The organism is Mucilaginibacter sp. P1_A3 (genome assembly GCF_056406855.1).
Map to the genome: position 1 here is coordinate 230,301 of NZ_JBFTZJ010000004.1, position 23,330 is coordinate 253,630.

21 protein-coding genes are annotated in these 23,330 nt (G+C 41.1%); 8 read left to right on the top strand and 13 right to left on the bottom strand.

The genetic code is table 11. The features are described 5' to 3' along the window. Window positions 1-4: 4 nt before the first annotated feature. Complete coding sequence (locus AC1D0K_RS09870; protein WP_477394159.1) at window positions 5-493, bottom strand: VOC family protein; 489 nt, start codon at window positions 491-493, stop codon at window positions 5-7. Between the two features lie 148 nt (window positions 494-641). Here AC1D0K_RS09870 and yihA point away from each other — a divergent pair, with 148 nt between their 5' ends. The 6 genes from yihA to AC1D0K_RS09900 all read left to right on the top strand — a co-directional run bounded on the left by yihA (window position 642) and on the right by AC1D0K_RS09900 (window position 6,374). Next, complete coding sequence (gene yihA, locus AC1D0K_RS09875) at window positions 642-1,265, top strand: ribosome biogenesis GTP-binding protein YihA/YsxC (RefSeq protein ID WP_477442777.1); 624 nt, start codon at window positions 642-644, stop codon at window positions 1,263-1,265. A gap of 166 nt (window positions 1,266-1,431) precedes the next feature. After that, window positions 1,432-1,830: an endonuclease domain-containing protein gene (locus AC1D0K_RS09880; RefSeq protein WP_477394163.1), complete on the top strand. Its 399-nt coding sequence runs from the start codon at window positions 1,432-1,434 to the stop codon at window positions 1,828-1,830. An 82-nt stretch (window positions 1,831-1,912) separates the two neighbouring features. After that, on the top strand, window positions 1,913-2,767 hold the full coding sequence (locus tag AC1D0K_RS09885) for a UbiA-like polyprenyltransferase (protein ID WP_477394165.1): 855 nt from the start codon (window positions 1,913-1,915) through the stop codon (window positions 2,765-2,767). Next, a complete protein-coding gene (locus AC1D0K_RS09890; RefSeq protein ID WP_477394167.1) occupies window positions 2,755-3,360 on the top strand; it encodes a Crp/Fnr family transcriptional regulator in 606 nt (201 codons plus the stop codon). The genes AC1D0K_RS09885 and AC1D0K_RS09890 overlap by 13 nt, the downstream gene beginning before the upstream one ends. Before the next feature lie 191 nt (window positions 3,361-3,551). Further along, a complete protein-coding gene (locus AC1D0K_RS09895) occupies window positions 3,552-4,484 on the top strand; it encodes an NAD-dependent epimerase/dehydratase family protein (protein ID WP_477394169.1) in 933 nt (310 codons plus the stop codon). 189 nt (window positions 4,485-4,673) lie between these two features. Continuing rightward, on the top strand, window positions 4,674-6,374 hold the full coding sequence (locus AC1D0K_RS09900; protein WP_477394171.1) for a M3 family oligoendopeptidase: 1,701 nt from the start codon (window positions 4,674-4,676) through the stop codon (window positions 6,372-6,374). Window positions 6,375-6,660: 286 nt separating this feature from the next. Here AC1D0K_RS09900 and AC1D0K_RS09905 read toward each other — a convergent pair whose 3' ends face one another. Next, window positions 6,661-7,851: an aspartate aminotransferase family protein gene (locus tag AC1D0K_RS09905; protein WP_477394173.1), complete on the bottom strand. Its 1,191-nt coding sequence runs from the start codon at window positions 7,849-7,851 to the stop codon at window positions 6,661-6,663. 257 nt (window positions 7,852-8,108) lie between these two features. Here AC1D0K_RS09905 and AC1D0K_RS09910 point away from each other — a divergent pair, with 257 nt between their 5' ends. After that, the gene (locus AC1D0K_RS09910) at window positions 8,109-10,874 is read left to right on the top strand and encodes a response regulator (protein WP_477394175.1); all 2,766 of its coding nucleotides are present in this window, start codon (window positions 8,109-8,111) and stop codon (window positions 10,872-10,874) included. Here the strand turns inward: AC1D0K_RS09910 and AC1D0K_RS09915 are convergent, their stop codons facing one another. From AC1D0K_RS09915 to AC1D0K_RS09955, 9 genes are all read right to left on the bottom strand, one after another. Beyond that, window positions 10,875-11,354 (bottom strand): hypothetical protein, encoded by a 480-nt coding sequence (locus tag AC1D0K_RS09915; protein ID WP_295720921.1) that lies wholly within the window; start codon window positions 11,352-11,354, stop codon window positions 10,875-10,877. A 13-nt stretch (window positions 11,355-11,367) separates the two neighbouring features. Continuing rightward, a complete protein-coding gene (locus AC1D0K_RS09920; protein WP_477394178.1) occupies window positions 11,368-12,294 on the bottom strand; it encodes a hypothetical protein in 927 nt (308 codons plus the stop codon). 72 nt (window positions 12,295-12,366) lie between these two features. Beyond that, window positions 12,367-12,921 (bottom strand): RNA polymerase sigma factor, encoded by a 555-nt coding sequence (locus tag AC1D0K_RS09925; protein WP_295720923.1) that lies wholly within the window; start codon window positions 12,919-12,921, stop codon window positions 12,367-12,369. Window positions 12,922-12,948: 27 nt separating this feature from the next. Continuing rightward, window positions 12,949-13,914, bottom strand: a complete 966-nt coding sequence (locus AC1D0K_RS09930; protein ID WP_295720924.1) for a transketolase family protein — start codon at window positions 13,912-13,914, stop codon at window positions 12,949-12,951. Window positions 13,915-14,013: 99 nt separating this feature from the next. After that, entirely contained in the window at window positions 14,014-14,859 is an 846-nt protein-coding gene (locus AC1D0K_RS09935; RefSeq protein ID WP_295720925.1) for a transketolase, read from the bottom strand. Between the two features lie 57 nt (window positions 14,860-14,916). Further along, window positions 14,917-15,378, bottom strand: a complete 462-nt coding sequence (gene bcp, locus AC1D0K_RS09940) for a thioredoxin-dependent thiol peroxidase (protein WP_295720926.1) — start codon at window positions 15,376-15,378, stop codon at window positions 14,917-14,919. Between the two features lie 11 nt (window positions 15,379-15,389). Continuing rightward, on the bottom strand, window positions 15,390-17,111 hold the full coding sequence (locus AC1D0K_RS09945) for a M23 family metallopeptidase (protein WP_477394183.1): 1,722 nt from the start codon (window positions 17,109-17,111) through the stop codon (window positions 15,390-15,392). Window positions 17,112-17,113: 2 nt separating this feature from the next. Continuing rightward, window positions 17,114-17,725, bottom strand: coding sequence for a fumarylacetoacetate hydrolase family protein (locus tag AC1D0K_RS09950; protein ID WP_477394185.1), 612 nt, complete (start codon window positions 17,723-17,725; stop codon window positions 17,114-17,116). Between the two features lie 152 nt (window positions 17,726-17,877). Continuing rightward, window positions 17,878-18,342: a T9SS type A sorting domain-containing protein gene (locus AC1D0K_RS09955; RefSeq protein WP_477442784.1), complete on the bottom strand. Its 465-nt coding sequence runs from the start codon at window positions 18,340-18,342 to the stop codon at window positions 17,878-17,880. 267 nt (window positions 18,343-18,609) lie between these two features. Here AC1D0K_RS09955 and AC1D0K_RS09960 point away from each other — a divergent pair, with 267 nt between their 5' ends. Further along, window positions 18,610-20,559, top strand: coding sequence for a KUP/HAK/KT family potassium transporter (locus AC1D0K_RS09960; RefSeq protein WP_477397208.1), 1,950 nt, complete (start codon window positions 18,610-18,612; stop codon window positions 20,557-20,559). 371 nt (window positions 20,560-20,930) lie between these two features. Here the strand turns inward: AC1D0K_RS09960 and AC1D0K_RS09965 are convergent, their stop codons facing one another. Together AC1D0K_RS09965 and AC1D0K_RS09970 are read right to left on the bottom strand one after the other, a co-directional pair. Beyond that, complete coding sequence (locus AC1D0K_RS09965; RefSeq protein WP_295720931.1) at window positions 20,931-21,338, bottom strand: DUF5655 domain-containing protein; 408 nt, start codon at window positions 21,336-21,338, stop codon at window positions 20,931-20,933. A gap of 14 nt (window positions 21,339-21,352) precedes the next feature. Beyond that, window positions 21,353-23,284 (bottom strand): amino acid permease, encoded by a 1,932-nt coding sequence (locus AC1D0K_RS09970; protein ID WP_477397206.1) that lies wholly within the window; start codon window positions 23,282-23,284, stop codon window positions 21,353-21,355. Between the last annotated feature and the right edge of the window lie 46 nt (window positions 23,285-23,330).

Consider the following 23,330-nt stretch of genomic DNA (forward strand, 5'->3'; position numbering starts at 1 on the left):
ATGTTTATTTAGCCAATGCCAGAAGCCCCTCAATATCCAACCTTTTGGTAAACATCGTCATGTCGCCATTTTCGTCAACCGGCCAGTTTTCTTTTGGTCTGTCCCAGTAAAGTTCAACACCGTTTTGATCCGGGTCGTTTAAATAAATCGCTTCCGATACCCCGTGGTCTGATGCTCCTGTGATGGTATATTTGGCATCAATGAGCCTTTGCAGTATTATCGCCAGATCTTTTCGTTCGGGATATACAATAGCAGTATGGTAAAGGCCGGGCGCATACGCTGGCGCTGGTGAAGCTCCTTTACTATGCCAGGTATTTAAACCTATATGATGGTGATACCCACCGGCAGATATAAACGCAGCCTGATCGCCATACATCATCATTTTATCAAAGCCCAGTAAACCGCAATAAAAATCAAGTGATTTTTGCAAGTCACTAACCTTTAAATGTACATGACCTATGCGGGTTTGGGCGGGTATTTTATATTCGTTCATTATATTACATGTTTAAACATCAAATTTAACTATAATTGCATTTATATTTGTTTATCTATTGTAAAACAAGCAGTAGCAAATATATGGTTCAAAGCTGATCACATTTATCGGTCATCAGCGCACCAGTAAAAAATATTACCTTTGCAGCATGATTGTTAAAACGGCCGAATTTATTTGCAGCAATACCCAGATTTCCAAACTTCCGCCGCCTGTTAAGGCGGAGTACGCGTTTATCGGGCGCTCAAATGTGGGCAAATCGTCCCTTATCAATATGCTAACGCAAAAAAAGGGATTAGCAAAAACGTCACAAACACCCGGTAAAACCCAGCTTATCAACCATTTTTTTGTTAACGAAAGCTGGTATATTGTTGATTTACCTGGTTATGGTTATGCCCGGGCATCCAAAACAAATAAGGCCAACTGGAACAAATTTATCCATAATTACCTTGATAAACGCGAAAGCCTGCAATGTGTAATGGTGCTGATTGATAGCCGCCTTGAACCGCAAAAGATAGATATTGAATTTTGTAACTGGCTGGGCGAAAAAGGCTTGTCGTTTGTACTGGTATTCACCAAGGCCGATAAACAATCAAGTGTAAAAACCGACCAAAATATAGCCAAGTTCAAAAAAACTTTAACGGAGACCTTTGAGGAGTTTCCACAATACTTTGTAACATCTGCCGAATTACAGGTAGGCCGTGATGAAATTTTAGGTTTTATAGATAATATAAATAGAAGTTTTGTGATACCACATTATGAACCAAGAGATTAATATGATGGTATTGTAATTAACAATTCCCCTCTTGAGAGGGGGCGCGGTGGAACGTGTGATGGTAGGGGTGTGTTATGCGCAATAAAAATATGGGATAGGACTTGAAATGGCAAAAGTTCATTAAACCATAAAAGCATTCGACATAAAATAAAAGTAAAGCATATTTATGCCGCGTAAAATAATACCATACAATCCCAAACTAAAAGACTTAGCCCGCAAGCTAAGAAACGACAGTACTCTGGGCGAAGTACTACTTTGGAATGAATTGAAAACAAAACAGTACTTTGAATATGATTTCCACCGGCAAAAACCACTGTTAAATTATATTGTAGATTTTTACTGCAGCGAGTTAAATTTGGTAATTGAGATAGATGGGCATTATCATAATCACGAAGAAAAAGTAGAAGCAGACCGGCTAAGAGATCTGGAACTTACAAAATATAATTTAACAGTGATCCGTTTTAGCGAAATGGAAGTAAGGAAAGACATTGTTAATGTATTAAGAACTATCGAGAGGCATGTTGTAGAACACACCCCTTACCCCTCTCGAGAGGGGAACCTATAGTACAAATAAAAATGCTGGGGATCCCTCGACAGCCAAATGTAGAACACAACTGCCCTTATCAAAAGGGACTATTTAATATAACATGAAAAAATACCTTTCATTAGTAACCTTTACGCATACCATATTTGCCATGCCGTTTGCATTCATCGGCTTCTTTTTGGCAGTTACCACTACTAACCACACGTTTGACTGGCGCAAGCTGGTTTTAATGGTGTTATGCATGATCTTTGCCCGCAACTCGGCCATGGCATTTAACCGTTACCTGGATAGGGACATTGACGCCCAAAACCCGCGTACCAAACAACGCGATATCCCATCTGGCAGGATCAGCGCACCCGCAGCTTTAACTTTTACCTTAATTAACTGCGGGCTATTTATTGCAGCTACGTTTTTCATTAACTCTTTATGCTTTTACCTCTCGCCAATTGCCTTATTTGTGGTAATGGGTTATAGTGCAACCAAACGCTTCACCGCATTATGCCATTTGGTTTTAGGTTTAGGTTTATCCCTGGCCCCTATTGGCGCATACCTTGTGGTTACCGGGGAATTTGCCTTAACGCCTGTATTTTTCTCCCTTTCTGTTTTATGCTGGGTGAGCGGGTTTGATATTATTTACGCCCTGCAGGATGAGGATTTCGACCGTAGCCAAAATTTACATTCAATCCCTGCATATTTGGGTAAGGTGAACGCGTTAAGGTTATCAACCTTTTTACATGTGCTGTCGGCGTTATTTACTGTAATGCCCGTATTTTTCACCCATGTTGGTATCCTTTATTATGTAGGAATCGCCTTTTTCTGTGCGATGCTTATTTATCAACACCTGCTGGTTAAGCCTAACGATTTAAGCCGCGTAAACTTCGCCTTCATGACCACAAATGGAATCGCCAGCGTAGTGTTTGCTGTATTATTTCTTTTAGACCGGATATGGACACACTAACCGCCATCAATAAATTCAGAGAGCATGTAGAAATATATGTTCCGATGAATGATGCGGAATGGCAAATCTTGTTGCCTTTATTGGAAGTTTGCCACCTTAAAAAAAAGAAAAACTTTGCCGAACCAGGCAAAGTTTGCACCCAGATAGGGCTGATTGTAAAAGGCTCTGTACGCTATTTTAATGTGAAGGATGGTGAAGAGATAACCGGCTACTTTAGTTTTGAGAACGAATTACTTAGCTCATATAAAAGTTTTTTAACCTGCGCCCCTGGTTTAAATTACATCCAGGCATTGGAGGATACGCAGATAGTTGCCCTTAACTATAAAGGCATGCAGCAGGCTTACGCCCATGAACTCATCGGCCATAAAATGGAGCGCTTTGGCAGATTGGTAGCCGAGCATTATCTTATTTGCTACGAAGACCGGGTAACGTCCTTTTTAACCCAGACTCCCGAAGAACGTTATAACAAGTTGTTAGAAACAGGCGGCGAAGTATTGCAGCGCATCCCACAGCATTACATTGCCAATTTTTTAGGCATCACCCCTGTTTCACTGTCGCGGATCAGGAGAAGGATTATGAAGATAAGCGCCTGATAAGCTAAAGGCGTAAAGCTGAAAGCCGAACCCTGAATCCTAACTGCTAAAAAACAAATTCTAAACCCCAAACCGGGCATTTCAATCCCAAATTGAACCAGCCGATTCTTAAATCCATTTTTCTTATCTTTTGTTAACGTTTTGACTTTCAACGATGCCCTACATTTGTTGTAACAAAAACGAAAAAGATTATGCACACTATATTAGGAGCCGGTGGCGCCGTGGCAAATGCCCTCACCCGCGAATTGATGAACACAAACGAAACTATCCGTTTGGTTAGCCGCAAACCTGTAAAAATTACGGGCAAAAACATAACTTGGCAAAAAGCAGATCTGCTGAATTACGATGAAGTTTTAGCTGTAGCCCAAGGATCAACCGTAATTTACCTTGTTGCCGGCCTGGTTTACGATAAAGATATCTGGAAAGCACAATGGCCGGTCGTGATGCAAAACGTAATAAATGCTACCAAAGCAACAGGCGCGCGATTGATATTTTTTGATAATGTTTACATGTATGGCCTGGTTAACGGGCCAATGAAAGAGAATACTCCTTATCACCCCAACAGCGCAAAAGGAGAAACCCGCGCAGGGATCGCCACCATGCTGATGGATGAAGTAAAAGCCGGCAACATCCGCGCTAGTATTGCCCGTGCGCCCGATTTTTATGGCACCGACTCCTTAAACAGTTTTGTTGATATGATGGTACTTACCAAATATGCGGCAAAGCAAACAGCCCAATGGATAGGCGACCCGGAAAAGAAACACAATTTTATCTACATTCCCGATGCAGGCAAAGCCATGTTCCTGCTTGGGCAAAACCCAGATAGTGATAACCAGGTATGGCACCTGCCAACCGCCCCGGCTATTACAGGCAAACAGTTTATAGATATTGCAGCCCGGGTTTACCAGGTTAAACCTAAATTTATGCGTATCAGCAAATTCATGCTATGGCTTATTGGCCTGTTTCAAAAAGTAGTAATGGGAACCGTTGAAATGTATTACCAATATAATCACGACTATATTTTTGATAGCAGCAAATTTGAAAAGGCATTTAATTTTAAGCCTACAAGTTATGAGGATGGATTAAAAGAGTTATCCCAAACTTTGTATAAAGCCACAGCATAAAAACGGAAAGTTACAGGGTCGGTAAAATCCGAGATTTTGCTTTTCAACTCCCGGATTTTACATTTTTGATTTCTGATATAAGATATGCGATTGGCTTAAATTTAGGACCAGATACTTTTGACTTTCTGACCAAAAAAACTTCGGTACTAATCTGCATATTTGCACATCTATAATTTGAACTTCAAAGCAATGATCCACAAAAAAACAAGAACATATATCCCGGCAACGCTCGATATTAAATGGGAAATCCTGGAACCTATTTATAAAGAATTGCTTGCACGCCCCATCAATTCGGTACACGAACTGGAAAAATGGCTGCACGATAAAAGCGAGCTGGAAGCCGCTTTAGAGGAAGACTTTGCCTGGCGCTACATCCGCATGACATGCGACACGACCAGTGAAGAATTATTACAAAACTTCCAGTATTTTGCTACCGAGATTGAGCCTAAAATTGCTCCATATAGCAACGATTTGAACAAAAAACTGGTAGCCAGCGCATATGTTGACCAGCTTGATAAGGAAAAATACTTCATCTTTTTGCGCGCTGTAAAAAAGGCATTAGAACTTTTCCGTGAAGAAAATATCCCGGTGCAAACCGAGATCCAGGTAGAGCAGCAAAAATACCAGTCAATAACCGGCGCCATGTCGGTGCATATTGATGACAAGGAATTTACTTTGGAGCAGGCATCAGTATTTTTAAAAGGTACCGACCGTGCAAAACGCCAGGAAGTATGGGAAAAAATAACTGCCCGCCGTTTACAGGAAAAAGACACTTTAGATACTCTTTTTGATCACCTGCGTACTTTACGCCATAAAGTTGCCTTGAATGCCGGATTTGAGAATTTCAGGGATTACATGTTCCAGGCGCTTGGCAGGTTTGATTATACGCCTCAGGATTGCTACGCCTTCCATGAAGCTATCGAAAAAGAAATTGTACCCATCCTGCGCGAACAGGCCGAAAAACGTAAGGATGCCCTTGCCTTGCCAGCTTTAAAACCCTGGGACATGGATGTTGATATATCTGGCAAACCGGCTTTAAAACCGTTTAATGATGGTAACGAGCTGATAGAAAAATCTATTCAGTGCTTTAGCAATATCAACCGTTACCTGGGCGAGCGGCTGGAGATCATGAAAGATAATAACCTGTTTGATGTGGAAAGCCGCAAAGGTAAAGCACCCGGTGGTTATAACTACCCGCTATCAGAAACCGGCGCGCCTTTCATATTCATGAACTCGGCCAATACCTTCCGCGATTTAACAACCATGGTACATGAAGGTGGCCACGCTGTACATACTTTTTTAACTGCCGACCTTGAGCTGAACGATTTTAAACATTGCCCATCTGAAGTGGCCGAACTGGCTTCTATGTCAATGGAGTTGATATCGATGGATAACTGGGATGTGTTTTTTGATAACGAGGAAGACCTTAAACGCGCCAAACGTGATCAATTAATTGATGTACTTAAAACCCTGCCATGGGTAGCCGTAGTTGATCAGTTTCAACATTGGATATATACCAACCCCGGTCATACCGATGCCGACCGTAAAACTGCCTGGATAGAGATTTATGAGCCATTTGGCTCAGGCTTTGTAGATTGGAGCGAGCATCCTGATGCCGAAGCTAATCTTTGGCAAAAACAGCTGCACATCTTCGAGGTGCCATTTTATTATATAGAGTATGGCATGGCCCAGTTAGGCGCCATTGCAGTATGGAAGAATTATAAAGAAAATCCTGAAAAAGGTTTGCAGCAATACCTGGATGCCCTTAAGCTTGGCTATACAAAAACGATCAAAGAAATTTACGAAACCGCTGGCATCAAGTTTGACTTTAGCGCTGCTTACGTGAAAGAACTGGCGGAGTTTGTAAAGCGGGAAATGGATAAATTATAAGAGCTTCACCTATCTATTTGTGTACACATCTTCTAATAAAAAAATGTCATTTCGATAGAGTATGGGGAGGAATGAGCGGAGGAGCGAAAGAGAAATCTTCTACATCCTGCATAGCTGACTTTGCATATCGTACAAGATTTCTCCTCGTACCTCGTTCGAAATGACAACGTATTTTTAATACAAGAGGAAAAAAACGTGTACGCACAGTAAATCTCTAAGTGAAAAGGCCTTAAATGCCAGGCGTTCTATTTGAAATAAACAGAACGCCTGGCATTTTTTCATCAAATTAGTTTGTGTAATAATTTATAGCTTCAATGATCACCGCGCATGATTTTTCAATTTCGGCGGGGTTGATAATAAGAGGAGGCGCAAGGCGCATAGAATTGCTGCAATGTAAAAACCAGTCGGTTATTACTCCATGCTCAATACAGCGATCAATTATCTTTTTATTCAGATCAAAGTTTTCAAGTTCAATGGCCAGCATCAGCCCTTTTCCTCTTACTTCTTTTATAGCGGGGTGAACCAGCAATTTCCGAAACTGTGTTTCCTTTTCCGCTACGCCTGATACCAGGTCATCATTAATCAATACTTCTAAAGCTGCCAATCCTGCAGCGCAACAAACCGGGTGGCCACCAAAAGTAGTGATATGCCCCAGGATAGGGTTTTCTTTTAAGAAGCCCATGATATTGTTTGATGATATAAAAGCGCCAACAGGCATCCCTCCGCCTAATGCTTTTGCCAATAACAATATATCGGGTACAATGCCAAAATGTTCAAAAGCAAAAAGCTTACCTGTGCGACCAAACGCGGCCTGTATCTCATCTAAAATAAGCAATGCACCTGTTTCATCACAACGCTTGCGTAAAGCCTGCATATAGGCTAAATCAGGCACTCTGACGCCGGCCTCCCCCTGTATAGTTTCAACAATAACACAGGCGGTTTCCCCGGTTATCAGCGGCAGATCATCAGTTACATTAAACCGGATAAAATTTACACCCGGTAATAAAGGCCTGTAAGCCTGCTTAAATTCCTCATTCCCCATTACACTTAATGCCCCGTGCGAACTGCCATGATAAGAGTTATGACAGGCCACTATTTGTTGCCTGCCGGTAAAACGCTTGGCCAGTTTTAAAGCGCCCTCAACCGCCTCAGCGCCCGAGTTAGTAAAGTATACCGATTGCAGATTTTCGGGAAGTAGTGATACCAGTTTCTCTGCAAAGCGTACCTGCGGTGTTTGCACAAATTCGCCATAAACCATCAGGTGCATGTATTTATCAACCTGCTGTTTAATAGCTTCGATAACATGTGGATTACCATGACCAAGGCTGCTTACGCCTATGCCCGAGATAAGGTCAATAAAAGCTTTGCCTGCCGCATCATACATATAAATTCCCTCTGCACGTTCAAACTCAAGCAACAAAGGAAAATTAGTGGTTTGTGCATTATTAGCTAAAAAAAGCTGGCGAAGAGTGGGCATGTTTAATTAGTAAGTGATTTGAAGAACTTTCAATTTAAATAACACCGCAAAAATCAGCATTCTGATTAATACTACACCATTTAATTTACCATTTAGCAAATCAAAAAAATAGGTGTCCGGCAATAAACTTACCTAAACCTTAATACAGGGTTAACAACCAGGCTGTTACTCTTTACGTAAGATGAGGCGTGCATTTTAAAGATATTTCATTGCTTAGATCCTTTAGGGCGAGGCTCGTTTTAAGCTTCTTTTCCTTTATGCTGGTAATCCTCATCTGGATTTTGGCCTACCTGATGATTGATCATCAAAAAAAACAGATCACTATTTTTTCCGGTCGAATTAACACCATCCAGGTTAAATATCTGGAAAGTGCCGGCTATTTACAAAAATTTATGCTGTCCGGGTTTCATGATCCGTCATTTTATCATACAGGAAGGCAACAAGATATCGACCGTTTTTTGGCATTGCAAAGCGGAATCAATTTAGAATTGGCCGGCGTAAAACATAGTGCAGTTCAAAGCCGTCTCAAGGTAGGTGCCTCGCTTGATAGTCTTAGCAAAATAAGCCGGAAAACATTATTATTAGGAAGAATACTCAAAACGCTTTATTATAAAAAAGGTTTTTTGGATGAGGGACTGGAAGGTAAGATGCGTCAATATGCTCATTTCATAGAAGATTCCACTTCGGTATCTAAAATTGATATTTTACAAATGAGGCGCCATGAAAAGGATTATATGCTGCGCGGCAGGATGGAGTTTGCAAAACTGCTTTTTTCACAGGTAAATCATACCCTGCAAAACATTCCAAGAAATACCAATAGCTACCGGGCACTAACCAATTACCAAAACTGTTTTTCTCAGTTCGTTTCTTTAGCAGAAACCCTTGGGGTGCAAAAAAATGCAGGTATCGTTCCGCAAACCCTGGAAGAGGTTGACAAGTTTGACCACCAATATGCCCGGATGAACAATTCTGCCAATTATGAGATTCGCCGTTTAAATATAAAATTTAACACGATAATCATTTTCATAACCGCCTTTTCATTAGTGTTAATTGTGATATTAAGCTGGGTATTATCAAAATATTTAACTACAGACATTAAAGAATTGAATAAACGGATGGCTGCATTTATTTATTCTGATTTTCGGGATATCCGGCATTTGGAGGTCGAAAATAAATTTCTGCCAAATAGCATTGAAATTGAAAAGCTTTACCAGGATTTTGGGCTACTGAAAACAACCCTTCGGGATTATATCAGCAACCTTAACCAGCGGACAGAACAATTGCAAATTCAATCTGATCAGCTACAGGAGCTGAATGAAGAAATGCAGGTACAGTCTGAGGAACTCCAGGCACAATCAGAAGAACTACAAGTTCAATCAGAAGAGTTACGGGTACTCAATGAAGATTTGAATATGCAGCAGGAACAAGAACATGCAGCCCGCGAAGAAGCAGAAAAAGCCAACAAAGCTAAGAGTGTATTCCTGGCTACAATGAGCCACGAGATTAGGACCCCCATGAACGGCGTATTGGGTATGGCTTCATTACTGCATGAAACCCCCTTGAATACCGAACAGGCAGAATATGTAGAAATTATTCGCAGCAGTGGCGAAACCCTGCTAAATGTGATCAATGATATTCTTGATTTTTCAAAAATAGAATCAGGAAAACTTGAACTTGATCCGCATGATTTTGACCTGCGACAATGTATTGAAGAAGTGATGGATATGTTTTCTGGTAAAGCGGCCCGTATTGGCCTTGATCTGGTATACCAGATTGGTGGTGACATTCCGCAGCAATTGCTGGCAGATGGCATGCGTATGAAACAGGTATTGATTAACCTTATTGGTAATGCCGTTAAGTTTACCACGCAGGGAGAGGTATTCCTGGGGATTACATTAAATAAAACCCACCAGCATGGTGAACTGATTGAACTTGCGTTTGAAATAAGGGATACGGGTATAGGTATTCCTGAGGATAAATTATCGGGGCTTTTTCATGCTTTTTCCCAGGTTGATTCATCAACAACGCGTAAATATGGCGGCTCTGGCCTGGGCCTGGTTATCAGCGCCAGGTTGGTTGAACTGATGGGAGGTGAAATTTCAATTATTAGTAAAATTAATGAAGGCACCTCTTTTTATTTTACTATGCAAGTAAAAGCCAGTAAGAAAACTGTGCGCCTGCAGGCTCCTTATATGATGACAGGGCAAGAGGGTAAACATATCCTGGTAGTGGATGATAACCTTACCAACCGTAAAATTTTACAGATGCAACTGGAGCAGTGGAAGTTAGTTCCAGTTATGGCCTCCACCGCCGCAGAAGCTTTGCTATTACTTGAAGAAAGAGGCTTTGACCTGGTTTTAACTGATATGCAGATGCCCGAAATGGATGGGATACAACTTACTCAGCTTATAAACAAGAGGAGTCCCTTGCTTCCGGTTATCCTGCTAAGCTCTATTGGCGATGAAACCGGTAAAAAGTTTCCAAATCTGTTTGCTTCTATACTAACTAAACCAGTGAAACAACAAGCCTTATGCAGGGTAATTCAAATGGCATTGCAGCAGGAAACTGGGATACGGCAAACGGAAAAATTTAAACCAAGCGTACTACACACCGAATTTGCTCTCGAAAACCCACTAAGTATACTTGTTGCCGAGGATAACCTGATAAATCAAAAGCTGATTGTAAGGATACTAAACAAATTGGGCTATGACCCTATGGTGGCATTGAATGGCATTGAAGCACTTGTCCTGCTTGAACTTCATGAATTTAATGTTATCCTTATGGATATACAAATGCCAGAAATGGATGGTCTTGAAACTACACAATCTATCAGGAGCATTGCCATGACACAACCGATAATTATCGCTATGACAGCTAACGCCATGTTGGAAGATAAGGAAGAGTGCTTAAGCTGCGGGATGGATGATTATATATCAAAACCGGTTAACCTTGAACTTTTGTTAGTTGCGCTATCAAAAGCATCTGCTAAACTAAAAGAAAATAAAATACCGGCGTTTGGTTAATTAATTCCCGGCCCGTTCGCTGCGCTCGCTGAGTTGTTTAATAAGCTCGTCATTAAACTCTTGCTCGCTTTTATACAATTTGCTTACTTTTTCGGGGGGGAGTATTTTTGAAAAAGAATCGCGGTAGCGTTTACGTATAGCCACAAGTTGGCTTTCATAGTAAATTTCCTTATCAATTTGCTCTGTGCCATTGGAAGATGCGCTGGAATTATTTAAGCGCTTTAAAATGCGTACTGCAGTTAATTCCTGTTGGTATTGACGGTATAAGGGCCAAAATTTAGTTGATTCATGATCGCTGAGATCAAGCTGTTTGCTGATAAAATTATTGCGTGCAGCCTCAAGCTTGGCACCCATGCCTGATTTTTTTGTACGCGTAACATTAGGCTTAGCCGGAACCAGGCTATTGGCCTGCCCATAGGATTCAAAGCCTGCAGCTATAATAAATAATAAAATAAAAATATGCCTGATCAACTTACTCATTAAAGCTCCTTAATTAATTAGTATCTATATAATCTGACAAATCCTCATCCAAATTCTGGCTGTTAATTTTTTGTGAGCCATCCATCAGTGTACGGGTATCGCTCGCATCCATATGCAACTGCAGGTAACTTTTTATTTCGGCCACAGGCACTGTAGATAACTCCTCATGTAAAAAAGAGTGATTATGATCTGTAGGCGTCGGGCTTTTCAAAACCACACCAATGCCAAGGATCAAAGCAAAACATGCCGCGGTAGCATACCTAAAGGTAGCCGAAGCAAACATTTTACGAACAATGCCCCGCTTTTGAACCGCAACCTGCAGGTTAATCACCTGGGCAACTTCCTCTGGCTGGTTAACAGTTTTATTTAAAATATTCTGGTTAAGCTGCTCAAAATAATTTGCCGGCACGGTAAAGCTTTCTGACTCATGTTCCAAAAGCTCCCCCACAGCAATCCTGCTTTGGATGTTGTTGCTCAACTCTTCAAAGTAATTTTCAGGAACCGCAAAAACTTCATCCCGATTATTCAAATGCTCATCAATAGCAATCCTGCTTTGGATGTTATTGTCCAGTTCCTCAAAATAATTTTCAGGAACATCAAAGCCTTCAGCTTCATTATTCACGTATTGCTCAATGGCAATTCTGCTTTGGATATTGCTTGCCTGCTCCTCAAAAAAATTGGGAGGAGTAGTAAAACCGGAGTTCCCGGTACCCAAAGCCGATTCAACATTTACACGGCTTTGTATATTGCTGCTTAATTGTTCAAAGTAATTTTCAGGCACGGTAAACCCTGCAGATGAGCTTTTTAACTCCTCCAACCTGATGCGTGATGTTATGTGCTGCGCTAATTCATCAAAATAGCCAGCCGGCACAGTAAACGGATCATTTGCGTTGATCTGTTTAAGTGACGTATAATCATCCAGCCATTCCCTATTGTCCATATCGCTTTTCATACATAACTATAGATGAACAAAGTGCTAAAAGGTTTAACGTAAATCTGAATTAATTCTGAATTAATCTTTAGAGATTAAATATGCCTCTATTTTTTTAACAGCCAGGTGAAAAGATGCCTTTAAAGCACCTACACTTGTACCCAACACTGCCGAAATCTCTTCATACTTCATATCCTCATAATATTTCATATTGAACACGAGTTTCTGTTTCTCGGGCAGCGTTAACAGTGCTTCCTGCAATTTGCGTTGTGCCGCGTCGCCGTTAAAATAGCTCGAATCGGCCAGTGTATCAGCCAGTTCATAGGCAACATCATCCAACGAAACATTATTTTTTTGCTTTTTCTTATTCAAAAAAGTAATGCATTCGTTGGATGCTATGCGGTACATCCAGGTATAAAGTTGCGCATCGTTTCTAAAACCCAACAGATTTTTCCAAACTTTAATAAAAACATCCTGTACAAGATCATCCGCATCATCATGGTCAATAACCATACGGCGAACGTGCCAGTAAATTTTTTGCTGGTACTTTTTAAGCAACAGGTTAAATGCTTCGTTACGCGTTTTTTCGTCCTGGAACTTGCTTAAAATCTCTATATCTTCAACCTGCACCGACATTTTATAATTTTTATAGTTAAATGCTAATTAAGCATTTTTGTTTTTTCTTTCGATAACCTTTTTCACGGCAAGCACAATATGCTCTGCATCAAGGCCGTATTTGGTCATGAGCTGCTCGGGCGTTCCGCTTTCACCAAAGCTGTCATTTACAGCAATGTATTCCTGCGGGGCCGGGGTATGTGTAGCTAAAACCTGTGCTATACTATCGCCCAATCCACCTAAACGGTTATGCTCTTCGGCAGTAACCACACAACCTGTTTTTGCTACTGATTTTAATACAGCTTCTGCATCCAAAGGCTTAATGGTATGAATATTAATAATCTCGGCATCAATGCCTTGCTCTGCAAGTATTTCACCTGCTAAAATAGCCTGCCATACCAGGTGACCGGTTGCAAATATACTAACATCGGCACCTTCATTTACCATCCATGCTTTTCCAATCTCAAACTTTTGATCTGGATCTGTAAAAATAGGTACCACCGGGCGACCAAAACGAAGGTAAACCGGACCTTCATATTCGGCAATGGCCATAGTGGCGGCCTTGGTTTGATTGTAATCGCAAGTGTTGATAACAGTCATCCCAGGCAGCATTTTCATCAGGCCGATATCTTCTAATATCTGGTGTGTTGCTCCATCCTCGCCTAAAGTTAAGCCGGCATGTGATGCGCAAACTTTAACATTTTTGTTAGAGTAAGCTATCGACTGACGGATCTGATCGTAAACCCTGCCGGTTGAAAAGTTAGCAAAGGTACCTGTAAAAGGTATTTTACCGCCAATGGTCATACCTGCAGCAATGCACATCATATTTGCTTCGGCAATACCTACCTGTACAAAACGATCAGGAAATTCCTTAATAAAATCATTCATTTTTAACGAGCCAATAAGGTCGGCGCAAAGAGCCACAACCTGGTCGTTTTTTCTGCCGGCTTCCAGCAACCCGGCGCCAAAGCCCGAGCGGGTATCTTTTTTATCTGTGTAAGTATATTTTTTCATGAGAGGCCTCACTCAACCCCCTCCAAAAGAGAGGGCTACTTTGATTAATTGTAGTTAATGATAGTTATTTATTTTCGCTCCCCCTAGGGGGCCGGGGGCTTAATAGTCGCCCAGGGTTTCTTCCAGTTGAGCCAAGGCCAATTTCAATTGCTCATCATTTGGAGCAACGCCATGCCATTTGTGACTGCCAACCATAAAGTCAACGCCATAACCCATTTCGGTATGCATTAATATCATGATAGGTTTACCCTGTCCGCTGCGGCTTTTAGCCAGTTTTAGCGTTTTAACTACATCGGCCATATCGTTACCTTTCATTTCCAAAACATCCCAGCCAAAAGCTTCCCATTTGGCGTGTAAATCGCCAAGTGATAAAACAAGTTTAGTTGGCCCATCAATCTGTTGTCCGTTTACATCAATAGTTGAGATCAGGTTATCTACCTGGTTGTGCGGCGCAAACATGGCTGCTTCCCAAATTTGTCCTTCCTGTAGCTCGCCATCACCATGCAGCGTGTAAACCAGGCTTTTATCACCATTAAGCTTTTTAGCCAAAGCAGCGCCAATAGCCACAGATAATCCCTGGCCTAATGATCCTGAAGCAATACGTACACCCGGTAAGTGCTCATGTGTTGTAGGGTGACCCTGTAAGCGCGAATTAAGCTTACGGAAGGTAGCCAGTTCTGCTTTATCATAATAGCCGGCATGGGCCAAAGTGCTGTAAAACACCGGCGAAATGTGACCGTTTGATAAAAAGAAAAGATCTTCACCAATGCCATCCATGTTAAATTCAGGATCGTGGTTCATCGCCTCAAAATACAGGGCGGTAAAATACTCGGTACAACCTAATGAACCACCCGGGTGGCCAGATTGACAACCATGTACCATACGTACAATGTCGCGCCTGATTTGTGACGCGATTTTTTCTAAGTCTTTAATAGTTGATTTCATTATAAATTTAGGAAACTGATCGGCTAAAGTAAAAAATATTTATTGTTCTTTTAACACTTATTTTACTAACTCAAGCACTTGTTGTGAGGAGTTTTTGGTATCAACCTTACTAATTAAATGCACAATGATTCCATCGCCATTAATAATAAAGGTAGTGCGGGCGGTGCCCATATATTGTTTACCGTACATGTTTTTTTCTACCCAAACACCATAAGCTTCAACAATTTCCTTTTCATTATCAGCTATGAGGGTAAAGGGCAGGCTATATTTGGTTTCGAACTTTTTGTGTGATTTTTCATCATCGGTACTTACACCAATCACCTCGTAACCTTTGCTTAGCAATGATTGGTAATTATCCCTAAAATCACATGACTCCGCTGTACAGCCTGGGGTATCATCTTTAGGATAAAAGTAAAGTATTACGTTTTTGCCTTTATAATCAGACAGCGAAACGGTGTTTCCGTTCTGGTCTTTTGCTGTAAAACCCGGGGCTTTATCGCCTTCTTTTAATGTTGACATAGTTTTGAGTATTATCGGTAAAAATCTGCGGTAAAATCTGCAAAATTGTTCTTGTTATCTGCAAGGGTAAGCTTAAAAGTGTGCTTGCCCGGCGTAATATCGCCGTTAAAGGTATAACTTAGAATTTTAGTTTTATAATCCAGTTCCATTAAAACCCATTTATTATCAATGGTTCCGATGTAACTTTTTATGCCGGAGAGGTTATCGCTCATCCTGAAATTAATACTGTGGGCCATTTTCATATTACTTCCGTTTTTGATATTTAACGGATGGATCACCGGTGGAACGGTATCCACTTTAATATAAAAATCGCCAAAGGTGCTCAATTGCGATTTTACCCAGCCATCCTGGTAATAACCACCCTGGCAAAAGCCCGCGGTGCTTACAATAACTGCTTTATCAGCATATTTACCAAGGTCAACCTCGGGTTTTATCCACAGCTCATAATTGTCATGAACAGGTGTTAAGTGGTTATGAATATGATGTACAGAAGAGTACGCGCCAATCGGTTTTGCTGAATTAGAGTAGATAAAATCCAGATCGTCATACAAATTCCCGGGCATCACGGTAACCTTCACCTTATCGCTACTGAATTCGCTTTTTTTATCGTAGTGAAACAAAGTGCCTTCTATTTTATTGGCAGTTGCTATAAAAGGACTTGCCTGTACCTTTAATTTTAATGATGAAGTATTGCCGGCTACATCTTTTACAACATATTCAACATCATGCATCGCATTATCATTAAAGGTAATGATGCCCCTGTTAATAGATTGCGGATAAAGCGAAATATGGCTGCCCGGCATAATAAAGCATTTCTGCATCCACCGGTGCGATGAAGTAAAAGCCGGATAATCAATATAGGCGTTAATGGCATGTGTTTGATCAAACGCGAAACGTTCAACTGCAAAAGTATATACCGTTTGGCCATCAAGTTTCAGCTCAACGGAGTAGATACCATTGTGATTTACCGATGTACTGTTCATATCAGTGGCATTAATACCAAAACCGATATTACCACTTAAATGTAACACCTGTGGTTTTACTAAATGATAATTACCCGCGGCACCGCCAACTGCCATAAACTCACGCTGCGTTTTTTCACTAAACGGGTTGCCATTAAGGTGATAAATTCCGATGGAACTAATACTGGGCGGAATCTTATCCGGGATAGTTAAGCCAAAAAGCTGAGGGTTGATAGTTTCTTCGGTTTGTGTATCCCTGATCTCGAAATGCACATGCGGCCCGGCCGATGCCCCCGCATTGCCCGATATGGCCACTACTTCATCCTTACAAACGGGTACCTGCGTGGGTAATAATTTAAAGTCGGCCTCAAAGGTTTGATGCTCATATTGGTAAGCTTTTACCAACGCGGCAACCGCCGGGGTAAAGCTTTGCAAGTGACCATATACCGTAGTATAACCATTGGGGTGGGTGATGTAAATAGCTCGCCCAAAGCCTCCAAACTGTACCCGTACCCTTGAAATATAGCCGTCATTTACGGCATACACCGGGTAACCTGTACGCTGGTTGGTTTTAAAATCAAGTCCGGAGTGAAAATGTGCAGGCCTTAACTCGCCAAATGACCCTGCCGTTGTAGGCGGCCGAAGATCGAGCGGGTAGCGGAAATAATTTTGAGGATAGGGCCTGCTTTGTATGGTGGTAGTTTGCGCCTGCAAATTCAAATAAAAACCGGTGCACAGCGCGCAGATAACAATAATTCTTTTTTTAATCATGCTTATTTTACGTAAAAGTCAAGCATTTTCTCACCTTCCAGATAGCCTTCCAGCCTATCGCCTACTTTTACCTTTGATACACCTGCAGGAGTGCCCGTAAATATCAGATCGCCTTTTTTAAGCGTAACATATTGGGATACAAAGGCAATGATGCTTTCAAAAGAGAAAAGCAAATTGCCTGTATTACCTTCCTGGCGGGTTTCGCCGCCCACATCCAGCTTAAAGTTGATATCATAAATATTGGCAAACTTTGTTTTTGGCACAAAAGCACTTATCGGTGCCGAACCATCAAACGCCTTAGCCAGTTCCCAGGGTAACCCTTTTTCTTTATGGCGGTTTTGGATATCACGGGCGGTAAAATCAATACCCAACCCAATTTCTTCATAATAACTGCCGGCAAATTTTTCACCAATATGTTTGCCTTCCTTACTCACTTTAAGAACTATCTCAATCTCGTGGTGGATATCTTCCGAAAAATCGGGGTGATAAAAAGGTTTGTTATCTTTTAAAATGGCAGTATCCGGTTTCATAAAAATAACCGGAACAGTTGGCACCGGGTTATTTAATTCTTTGGCATGTTCGGCATAGTTGCGGCCAATGGCAATTATCTTCATAAGGGAATGCTATAAACGCCAAAGCTAAAAAAATAGATGGGTTTGGCATAGACGTAAGCTTTAAAGTGTAGATGTTGGGGTGAAATACCCGGCCTTTGATAAAAATGGAGCGTAATTTTTTTATAAGCCCTATAGGCACTTAAAGGCGGATGTTATAATACAGAGATCCTTTTAATAACCGATTCGGTACCGGCTACTACGCGTACAAAATAAAAGCCGCGACTAAGTTTGTTGTTTATGGAGTAGCTGATATTGTGATCACCAACCTCAACCCGTTGGTTAAATACGGTGGTTATATCATTCCCCAGCACATCCATTATTTTAACCGTTACGTTGGAGTTGCGACTAACCGAATATTTCAGGTTAATCTGATCGGTTACCGGGTTAGGGTACAACTGTACGTCATTAAGCAACTTATCATCGGGGCGCGATACACTTACTTTTGCACTTGATGTTACAGCTGGTTTTAAAGGTGGCAGCGCCAGGTGAAGCCCATTTTTTAAATAGGAGGGCTTACCGCCTTTTGCTTTAGTTACATGATAGGTAGTATCGCCTTTGGTCTGTTTAGCGCCAGTTAGTTTATCGGGCGTAACTCTTGCTGCAAACGCAAAATTCATAAAAATTGCCATCGCAACTAATACAAGCCATGCATATGTGTAAATAAAAGAGTAAGTAGTTTTTCGCCTCATTATTAAGTTTCCCTACAAAAGTATAAATAATGCCCTCACGACGTAGAAAAATGACGTTTTTGTAAAACTTTTTAACAAAATTTAACAATAAGGGCTGTTTTTACGGTTTTGACTCGTAATTTACTTATACGTTTAATGATAATTTAAGTTTAATGGAAAAAATTAATATTTTTGCGACTTCACAAAATCAAAATAGTGTCGAACCATAAAGATCTGCAAAAACTGTCGGCCGCTGGCCTTCTCATCAGTTTAGGAATAATTTACGGTGATATTGGTACCTCCCCATTATACGTATTCAAAGCCATTGTTGGTACAAACCAAATTTCCGAAACATTAATACTTGGAGGAGTCTCACTCATTTTCTGGACGTTAACGCTGCAAACCACGCTGAAATACGTGGTGATTACGCTACGTGCCGATAATAAGGGTGAGGGTGGTATCTTCTCTCTATTCTCACTCGTTCGCCGTAAAGCAAAATGGCTTATTGTACCTGCCGTTGTTGGTGGTTGCGCCTTGCTTGCCGATGGCATCATTACCCCTCCTATTACCATATCATCGGCAATTGAGGGTTTACAAACTTACTACCCACAATTACCTACTGTAAAAATTGTAATGGCCATTATTACCGGGCTGTTTATTATACAGCAATTTGGTACATCACTGGTTGGTAAGGCTTTTGGACCTATTATGTTCATCTGGTTTACCATGATGGGGGTTTTAGGGATCAGTTATATTGTTCACTCACCGGGTATTGTCAGGGCGTTAAATCCATATTATGCTTATGAGCTGTTAAGTTCTGCCGGCAGTCATAACGCCTTTATCATTTTAGGAGCGGTATTTTTGTGTACTACAGGAGCCGAGGCTTTATACTCAGATCTGGGGCACTGCGGTAAACAAAACATCCGTATAAGCTGGATATATGTTAAAGCCTGTTTAATTCTTAACTACCTGGGTCAGGCAGTTTGGTTACTGCAAAGAAATGGCACCGTAATGGACCTGAATACCAATAACCCCTTTTATAAAATTATGCCCGAGTGGTTCCTGATATTCGGTATTGGTATAGCTACCGTTGCGGCTATTATTGCCAGCCAAGCCTTAATTTCGGGATCGTTTACGCTTATTGCCGAGGCTGTAAGGCTTAACCTTTGGCCAAAAGTACGTATCAATTATCCATCAGAGCAAAAGGGGCAATTGTATGTACCCAGTGTTAACTGGCTGCTTTGGGCCGGATGTTTGGGTGTGGTACTGATATTTCGTCACTCAGATAAAATGGAGGCGGCTTACGGTTTAAGTATCACGGTAGCCATGCTCATGACCACCATACTGGTATCTAAATTCCTGAAACGCAAAAAAGTACCTTCCTATATCATCAATACGTTTTTAGCGGTTTACCTGGTTATTGAGGGTACGTTTCTTACCGGTAACCTGGTTAAGTTTTTACATGGTGGCTGGTTCACTTTATCAATAGGGTTTGTATTATTTACAGTGATGTGGACATGGCATACTGCCCGCAAAATCAGGAACCGTTACGTTAAGTTTGTAGGTATTGATGATTATTACAACATTATTAATGAACTAAGTGCAGACGAAAGCGTACCTAAATACGCATCGCAACTGGTTTATTTAACCAGTGCGAATTTCAATTCGGAAATTGAATCAAAAATTGTTTACTCCATACTACAAAAACAGCCTAAGCGTGCAGATGTATACTGGCTGGTTCACGTTGATGTGGTTGATGAGCCCTACAAACGTGAGTACGAAGTTGACTTTTTGGTGCCAAACAAACTTATCCGTATCGACTTTAAATTAGGTTTCCGGGTTGAGCAGCAGATAAACCTGTTGTTTAGGAAAGTGGTTGAAGACTTGGTGAAAAAAGGCGAGGTAGATATTACCAGTCACTATAAATCACTAAATAAACACAAAATAGTGGGCGACTTTAGGTTTGTGGTGATTGAAAAGGTATTTTCCCGCTCGCATAGCCTATCGTTATATGAGCGTTTTATCATGGATTTTTATGTATACCTCAAAAAGGTTAGTTTATCAGAAGAACGCGGTTTTGGCCTCGACCTTAGCTTTGTAACGGTTGAAAAAGTTCCACTAATGTTGTCAATACCTGAGGCTATTGAAATACACAGAGTGAATTAGCCGCACATAAACCCCTATAAAACAAAAAGACCTTAGATTATCTGAGGTCTTTTTGTTTTATAGGCTTTGTGGGAACACATCTCCTTTAGAGCTACTATGTAGGCACATCTTTTTATCCCCCCCCTTATTTTGTATTAAAAGATGTTGTCATTTCGACGAACAGGCGTGGGGAAAAAGGAAAGGGGTGAGGAGAAATCTTATACAACCTGCATATTCGCTTGTCGCTTATATAAGATTTCTCCTCACCCCAATGCTCGTGCCACCCCCTGTTCGTCGAAATGACAATTTTCTCTTATTAAAAAGATGTATTCATACGTTGGAATTGCGACTAATCGAATATTTCAGGTTACAGTAGCTTTGGGAGAGTAAGATTATCCCTCCAAAGCCTTCCTCATATATCCCCTCACCTCTTCATTAATATCTTCTTTAAAATACATTCTGAAGTAATGGTTATGATCATTAGTTCCGGGAACCGTTTTTATTTTAGTGAAGCACAGATTATCTGCATAGATTTCTTTAAAGGGGAATACTACATCAATAAAATTTTTACCTAACTGAGTTACATAAGCAAAATTTGTGCGTAGCCCCAAAGCGATCATACTTTTGGTTGGGTAAACCTTAATGGGGGCCATTTGCAGGTATTCATTTATCAAATGATCAAACAGTTCAACCGTGTGCGCTGATTTACCCTGTAAAAAATCGCTCAGGTTACGCTCCCTGCAGGAGTGCACCTGGTTGATGGCAGTAAATTCCCGGTTGCAAATGGGGCAGGTCCACATGGTTATCTAATTATCTATGCTGTTTCAACCTCCCTGCCTAATACACTGTTCCTGTAGCTGTAGCTGAAATATATTACCAGGCCTATTACCAGCCATACCAGGAACCGTAACCAATTGGTATAACCAAGTTCGGTCATCAGGTAAAAACAGCTCATAAGCCCTAAAACGGGTATCAGCGAGAAGTTTTTTAAGAAGCTATAAACACTAATTATAATAATGAGTATAAAGAACAGGTAGTTAGGGAAATTATATAAAAATCCATCTAATCCTAAATGATACTTTTTAGCCTCGCTGATAGGGGTAATCCTTAAGGCAGTGTTAAATTTATCTTCTTCCAGATTTTTAAAATACTTTGTTTCGTCAGCCTTACCGTCAATACTTTGTTTCCCATAAAGCATATTGCAGGTAACAAACAAAGCAGATTTATCGGCAGCATCCAGGCTCTCGATAATTGCCGGTTTTTCCCTTAACTTTTTAAACTGCATCATTTCTACCTGTGGAGCGGGTTTTAAGTAAAAAAGCGAACCAAATATGATAATGGTTATCAACGGAACTATAAACTTGCTGTTAACATACGGTAAATGGAATTTGCCTTTAACCGCGGCTTCGCGTGGCAATAGCAATACCCCACCGCAAACCAATACAAATGCAAAAAGGGTACCTATACTGGTTAAATCGGTAACTTCGGTAAGGTTCATAAACAGCGCTGGTACAGCAACTACGAAACCGGTTACAACAGTTGCAAAAGCCGGTGTTTGAAACTTAGGGTGAATACGTGAAAATGCCTTGGGAAGCAAGCCATCCCTACTCATACTCATCCAGATACGTGGCTGGCCCAACTGAAATATCAACAAAACGCTTGCGGTGGCAATTACGGCACTTATAGATATAATGTAACTAACCTTGTGTAAGCCCACTTTAGCAAATACAAAAGCAAGCGGATCGCCAACCTGCAGTTCTTTATAGCTTACCATACCGGTAAGTACAAGGGCTATCAGTATATATAAAACCGTACAGATAATAAGCGAATAGATCATACCACGGGGCAGATCCCGCTGGGGCTGTTCACATTCCTCGGCAGTGGTTGATATGGCATCAAAACCTATATAAGCAAAAAACACACCCGATACTCCTTTCATAACACCTCCAAAACCGTTTGGCATAAATGGATGCCAGTTAGCCGGTGTTACGTAAAAAAAGCCCACAACGATAACCGCGATAACGATCACAATTTTCAGGATCACCATAGCATTCGTTGCCTTCTTGGTTTCGCGGATGCCGATATAAACCAGGTAGGTGATAATAAATACGATTCCTAACGCAGGCAGATTGGCAATCAGTTTAAATCCGTCGATACCGGGCGCATTATCCCAGGCCATGGCGGCGCCTTTTACCCTATCGCTAATATCAGCCAGATTACTTCCAGCAGCCAACACAGCGTCGTGACCTCTTAAGGCCGACACATAATCCATGGTAAGGTATTTGGGCAGGTGAATATTGAAACCCTCCAGCAAGTTTACAAAATACTCGCTCCAGGATATGGCAACGGCAATGTTACCAATGGCATATTCCATTAAAAGATCCCAGCCAATTATCCAGGCAATTAATTCACCAAATGACGCATAAGCGTAAGTATAAGCACTACCGGCAACAGGTATGCGGGAAGCAAACTCGGCATAACATAGGGCCGAAAACCCGCAGGTGATGGCAGTTACTACAAATAAAAGAGATACCGCGGGGCCGCCATGAAAAGAGGCCTCGCCTATAGTACTGAAAATACCAGCGCCAACTACGGCGGCTATACCCATGAGGGTTAGATCTTTAACGTTAAGTTCTTTTTTTAATTGGGAGGAGGCGGTACCAGGGTGTTCGCTGTCGCTGAAACCGCATTCAACATCATGTAATATTTTGGCAACAGATTTTTTACGAAATATACTTTTCGACATTTAATTAAAGTAATTAGTGTAACCCAATTCCAAACATAATCATTTT

Coding starts and splice junctions, on each gene's coding strand:
- AC1D0K_RS09870 (WP_477394159.1), bottom strand. CDS start 493: ATGAACGAATATAAAATACCCGCCCAAACCCGCATAGGTCATGTACAT.
- yihA (WP_477442777.1), top strand. CDS start 642: ATGATTGTTAAAACGGCCGAATTTATTTGCAGCAATACCCAGATTTCC.
- AC1D0K_RS09880 (WP_477394163.1), top strand. CDS start 1,432: ATGCCGCGTAAAATAATACCATACAATCCCAAACTAAAAGACTTAGCC.
- AC1D0K_RS09885 (WP_477394165.1), top strand. CDS start 1,913: ATGAAAAAATACCTTTCATTAGTAACCTTTACGCATACCATATTTGCC.
- AC1D0K_RS09890 (WP_477394167.1), top strand. CDS start 2,755: ATGGACACACTAACCGCCATCAATAAATTCAGAGAGCATGTAGAAATA.
- AC1D0K_RS09895 (WP_477394169.1), top strand. CDS start 3,552: ATGCACACTATATTAGGAGCCGGTGGCGCCGTGGCAAATGCCCTCACC.
- AC1D0K_RS09900 (WP_477394171.1), top strand. CDS start 4,674: ATGATCCACAAAAAAACAAGAACATATATCCCGGCAACGCTCGATATT.
- AC1D0K_RS09905 (WP_477394173.1), bottom strand. CDS start 7,851: ATGCCCACTCTTCGCCAGCTTTTTTTAGCTAATAATGCACAAACCACT.
- AC1D0K_RS09910 (WP_477394175.1), top strand. CDS start 8,109: ATGCTGGTAATCCTCATCTGGATTTTGGCCTACCTGATGATTGATCAT.
- AC1D0K_RS09915 (WP_295720921.1), bottom strand. CDS start 11,354: ATGAGTAAGTTGATCAGGCATATTTTTATTTTATTATTTATTATAGCT.
- AC1D0K_RS09920 (WP_477394178.1), bottom strand. CDS start 12,294: ATGGACAATAGGGAATGGCTGGATGATTATACGTCACTTAAACAGATC.
- AC1D0K_RS09925 (WP_295720923.1), bottom strand. CDS start 12,921: ATGTCGGTGCAGGTTGAAGATATAGAGATTTTAAGCAAGTTCCAGGAC.
- AC1D0K_RS09930 (WP_295720924.1), bottom strand. CDS start 13,914: ATGAAAAAATATACTTACACAGATAAAAAAGATACCCGCTCGGGCTTT.
- AC1D0K_RS09935 (WP_295720925.1), bottom strand. CDS start 14,859: ATGAAATCAACTATTAAAGACTTAGAAAAAATCGCGTCACAAATCAGG.
- bcp (WP_295720926.1), bottom strand. CDS start 15,378: ATGTCAACATTAAAAGAAGGCGATAAAGCCCCGGGTTTTACAGCAAAA.
- AC1D0K_RS09945 (WP_477394183.1), bottom strand. CDS start 17,111: ATGATTAAAAAAAGAATTATTGTTATCTGCGCGCTGTGCACCGGTTTT.
- AC1D0K_RS09950 (WP_477394185.1), bottom strand. CDS start 17,725: ATGAAGATAATTGCCATTGGCCGCAACTATGCCGAACATGCCAAAGAA.
- AC1D0K_RS09955 (WP_477442784.1), bottom strand. CDS start 18,342: ATGAATTTTGCGTTTGCAGCAAGAGTTACGCCCGATAAACTAACTGGC.
- AC1D0K_RS09965 (WP_295720931.1), bottom strand. CDS start 21,338: ATGTGGACCTGCCCCATTTGCAACCGGGAATTTACTGCCATCAACCAG.
- AC1D0K_RS09970 (WP_477397206.1), bottom strand. CDS start 23,284: ATGTCGAAAAGTATATTTCGTAAAAAATCTGTTGCCAAAATATTACAT.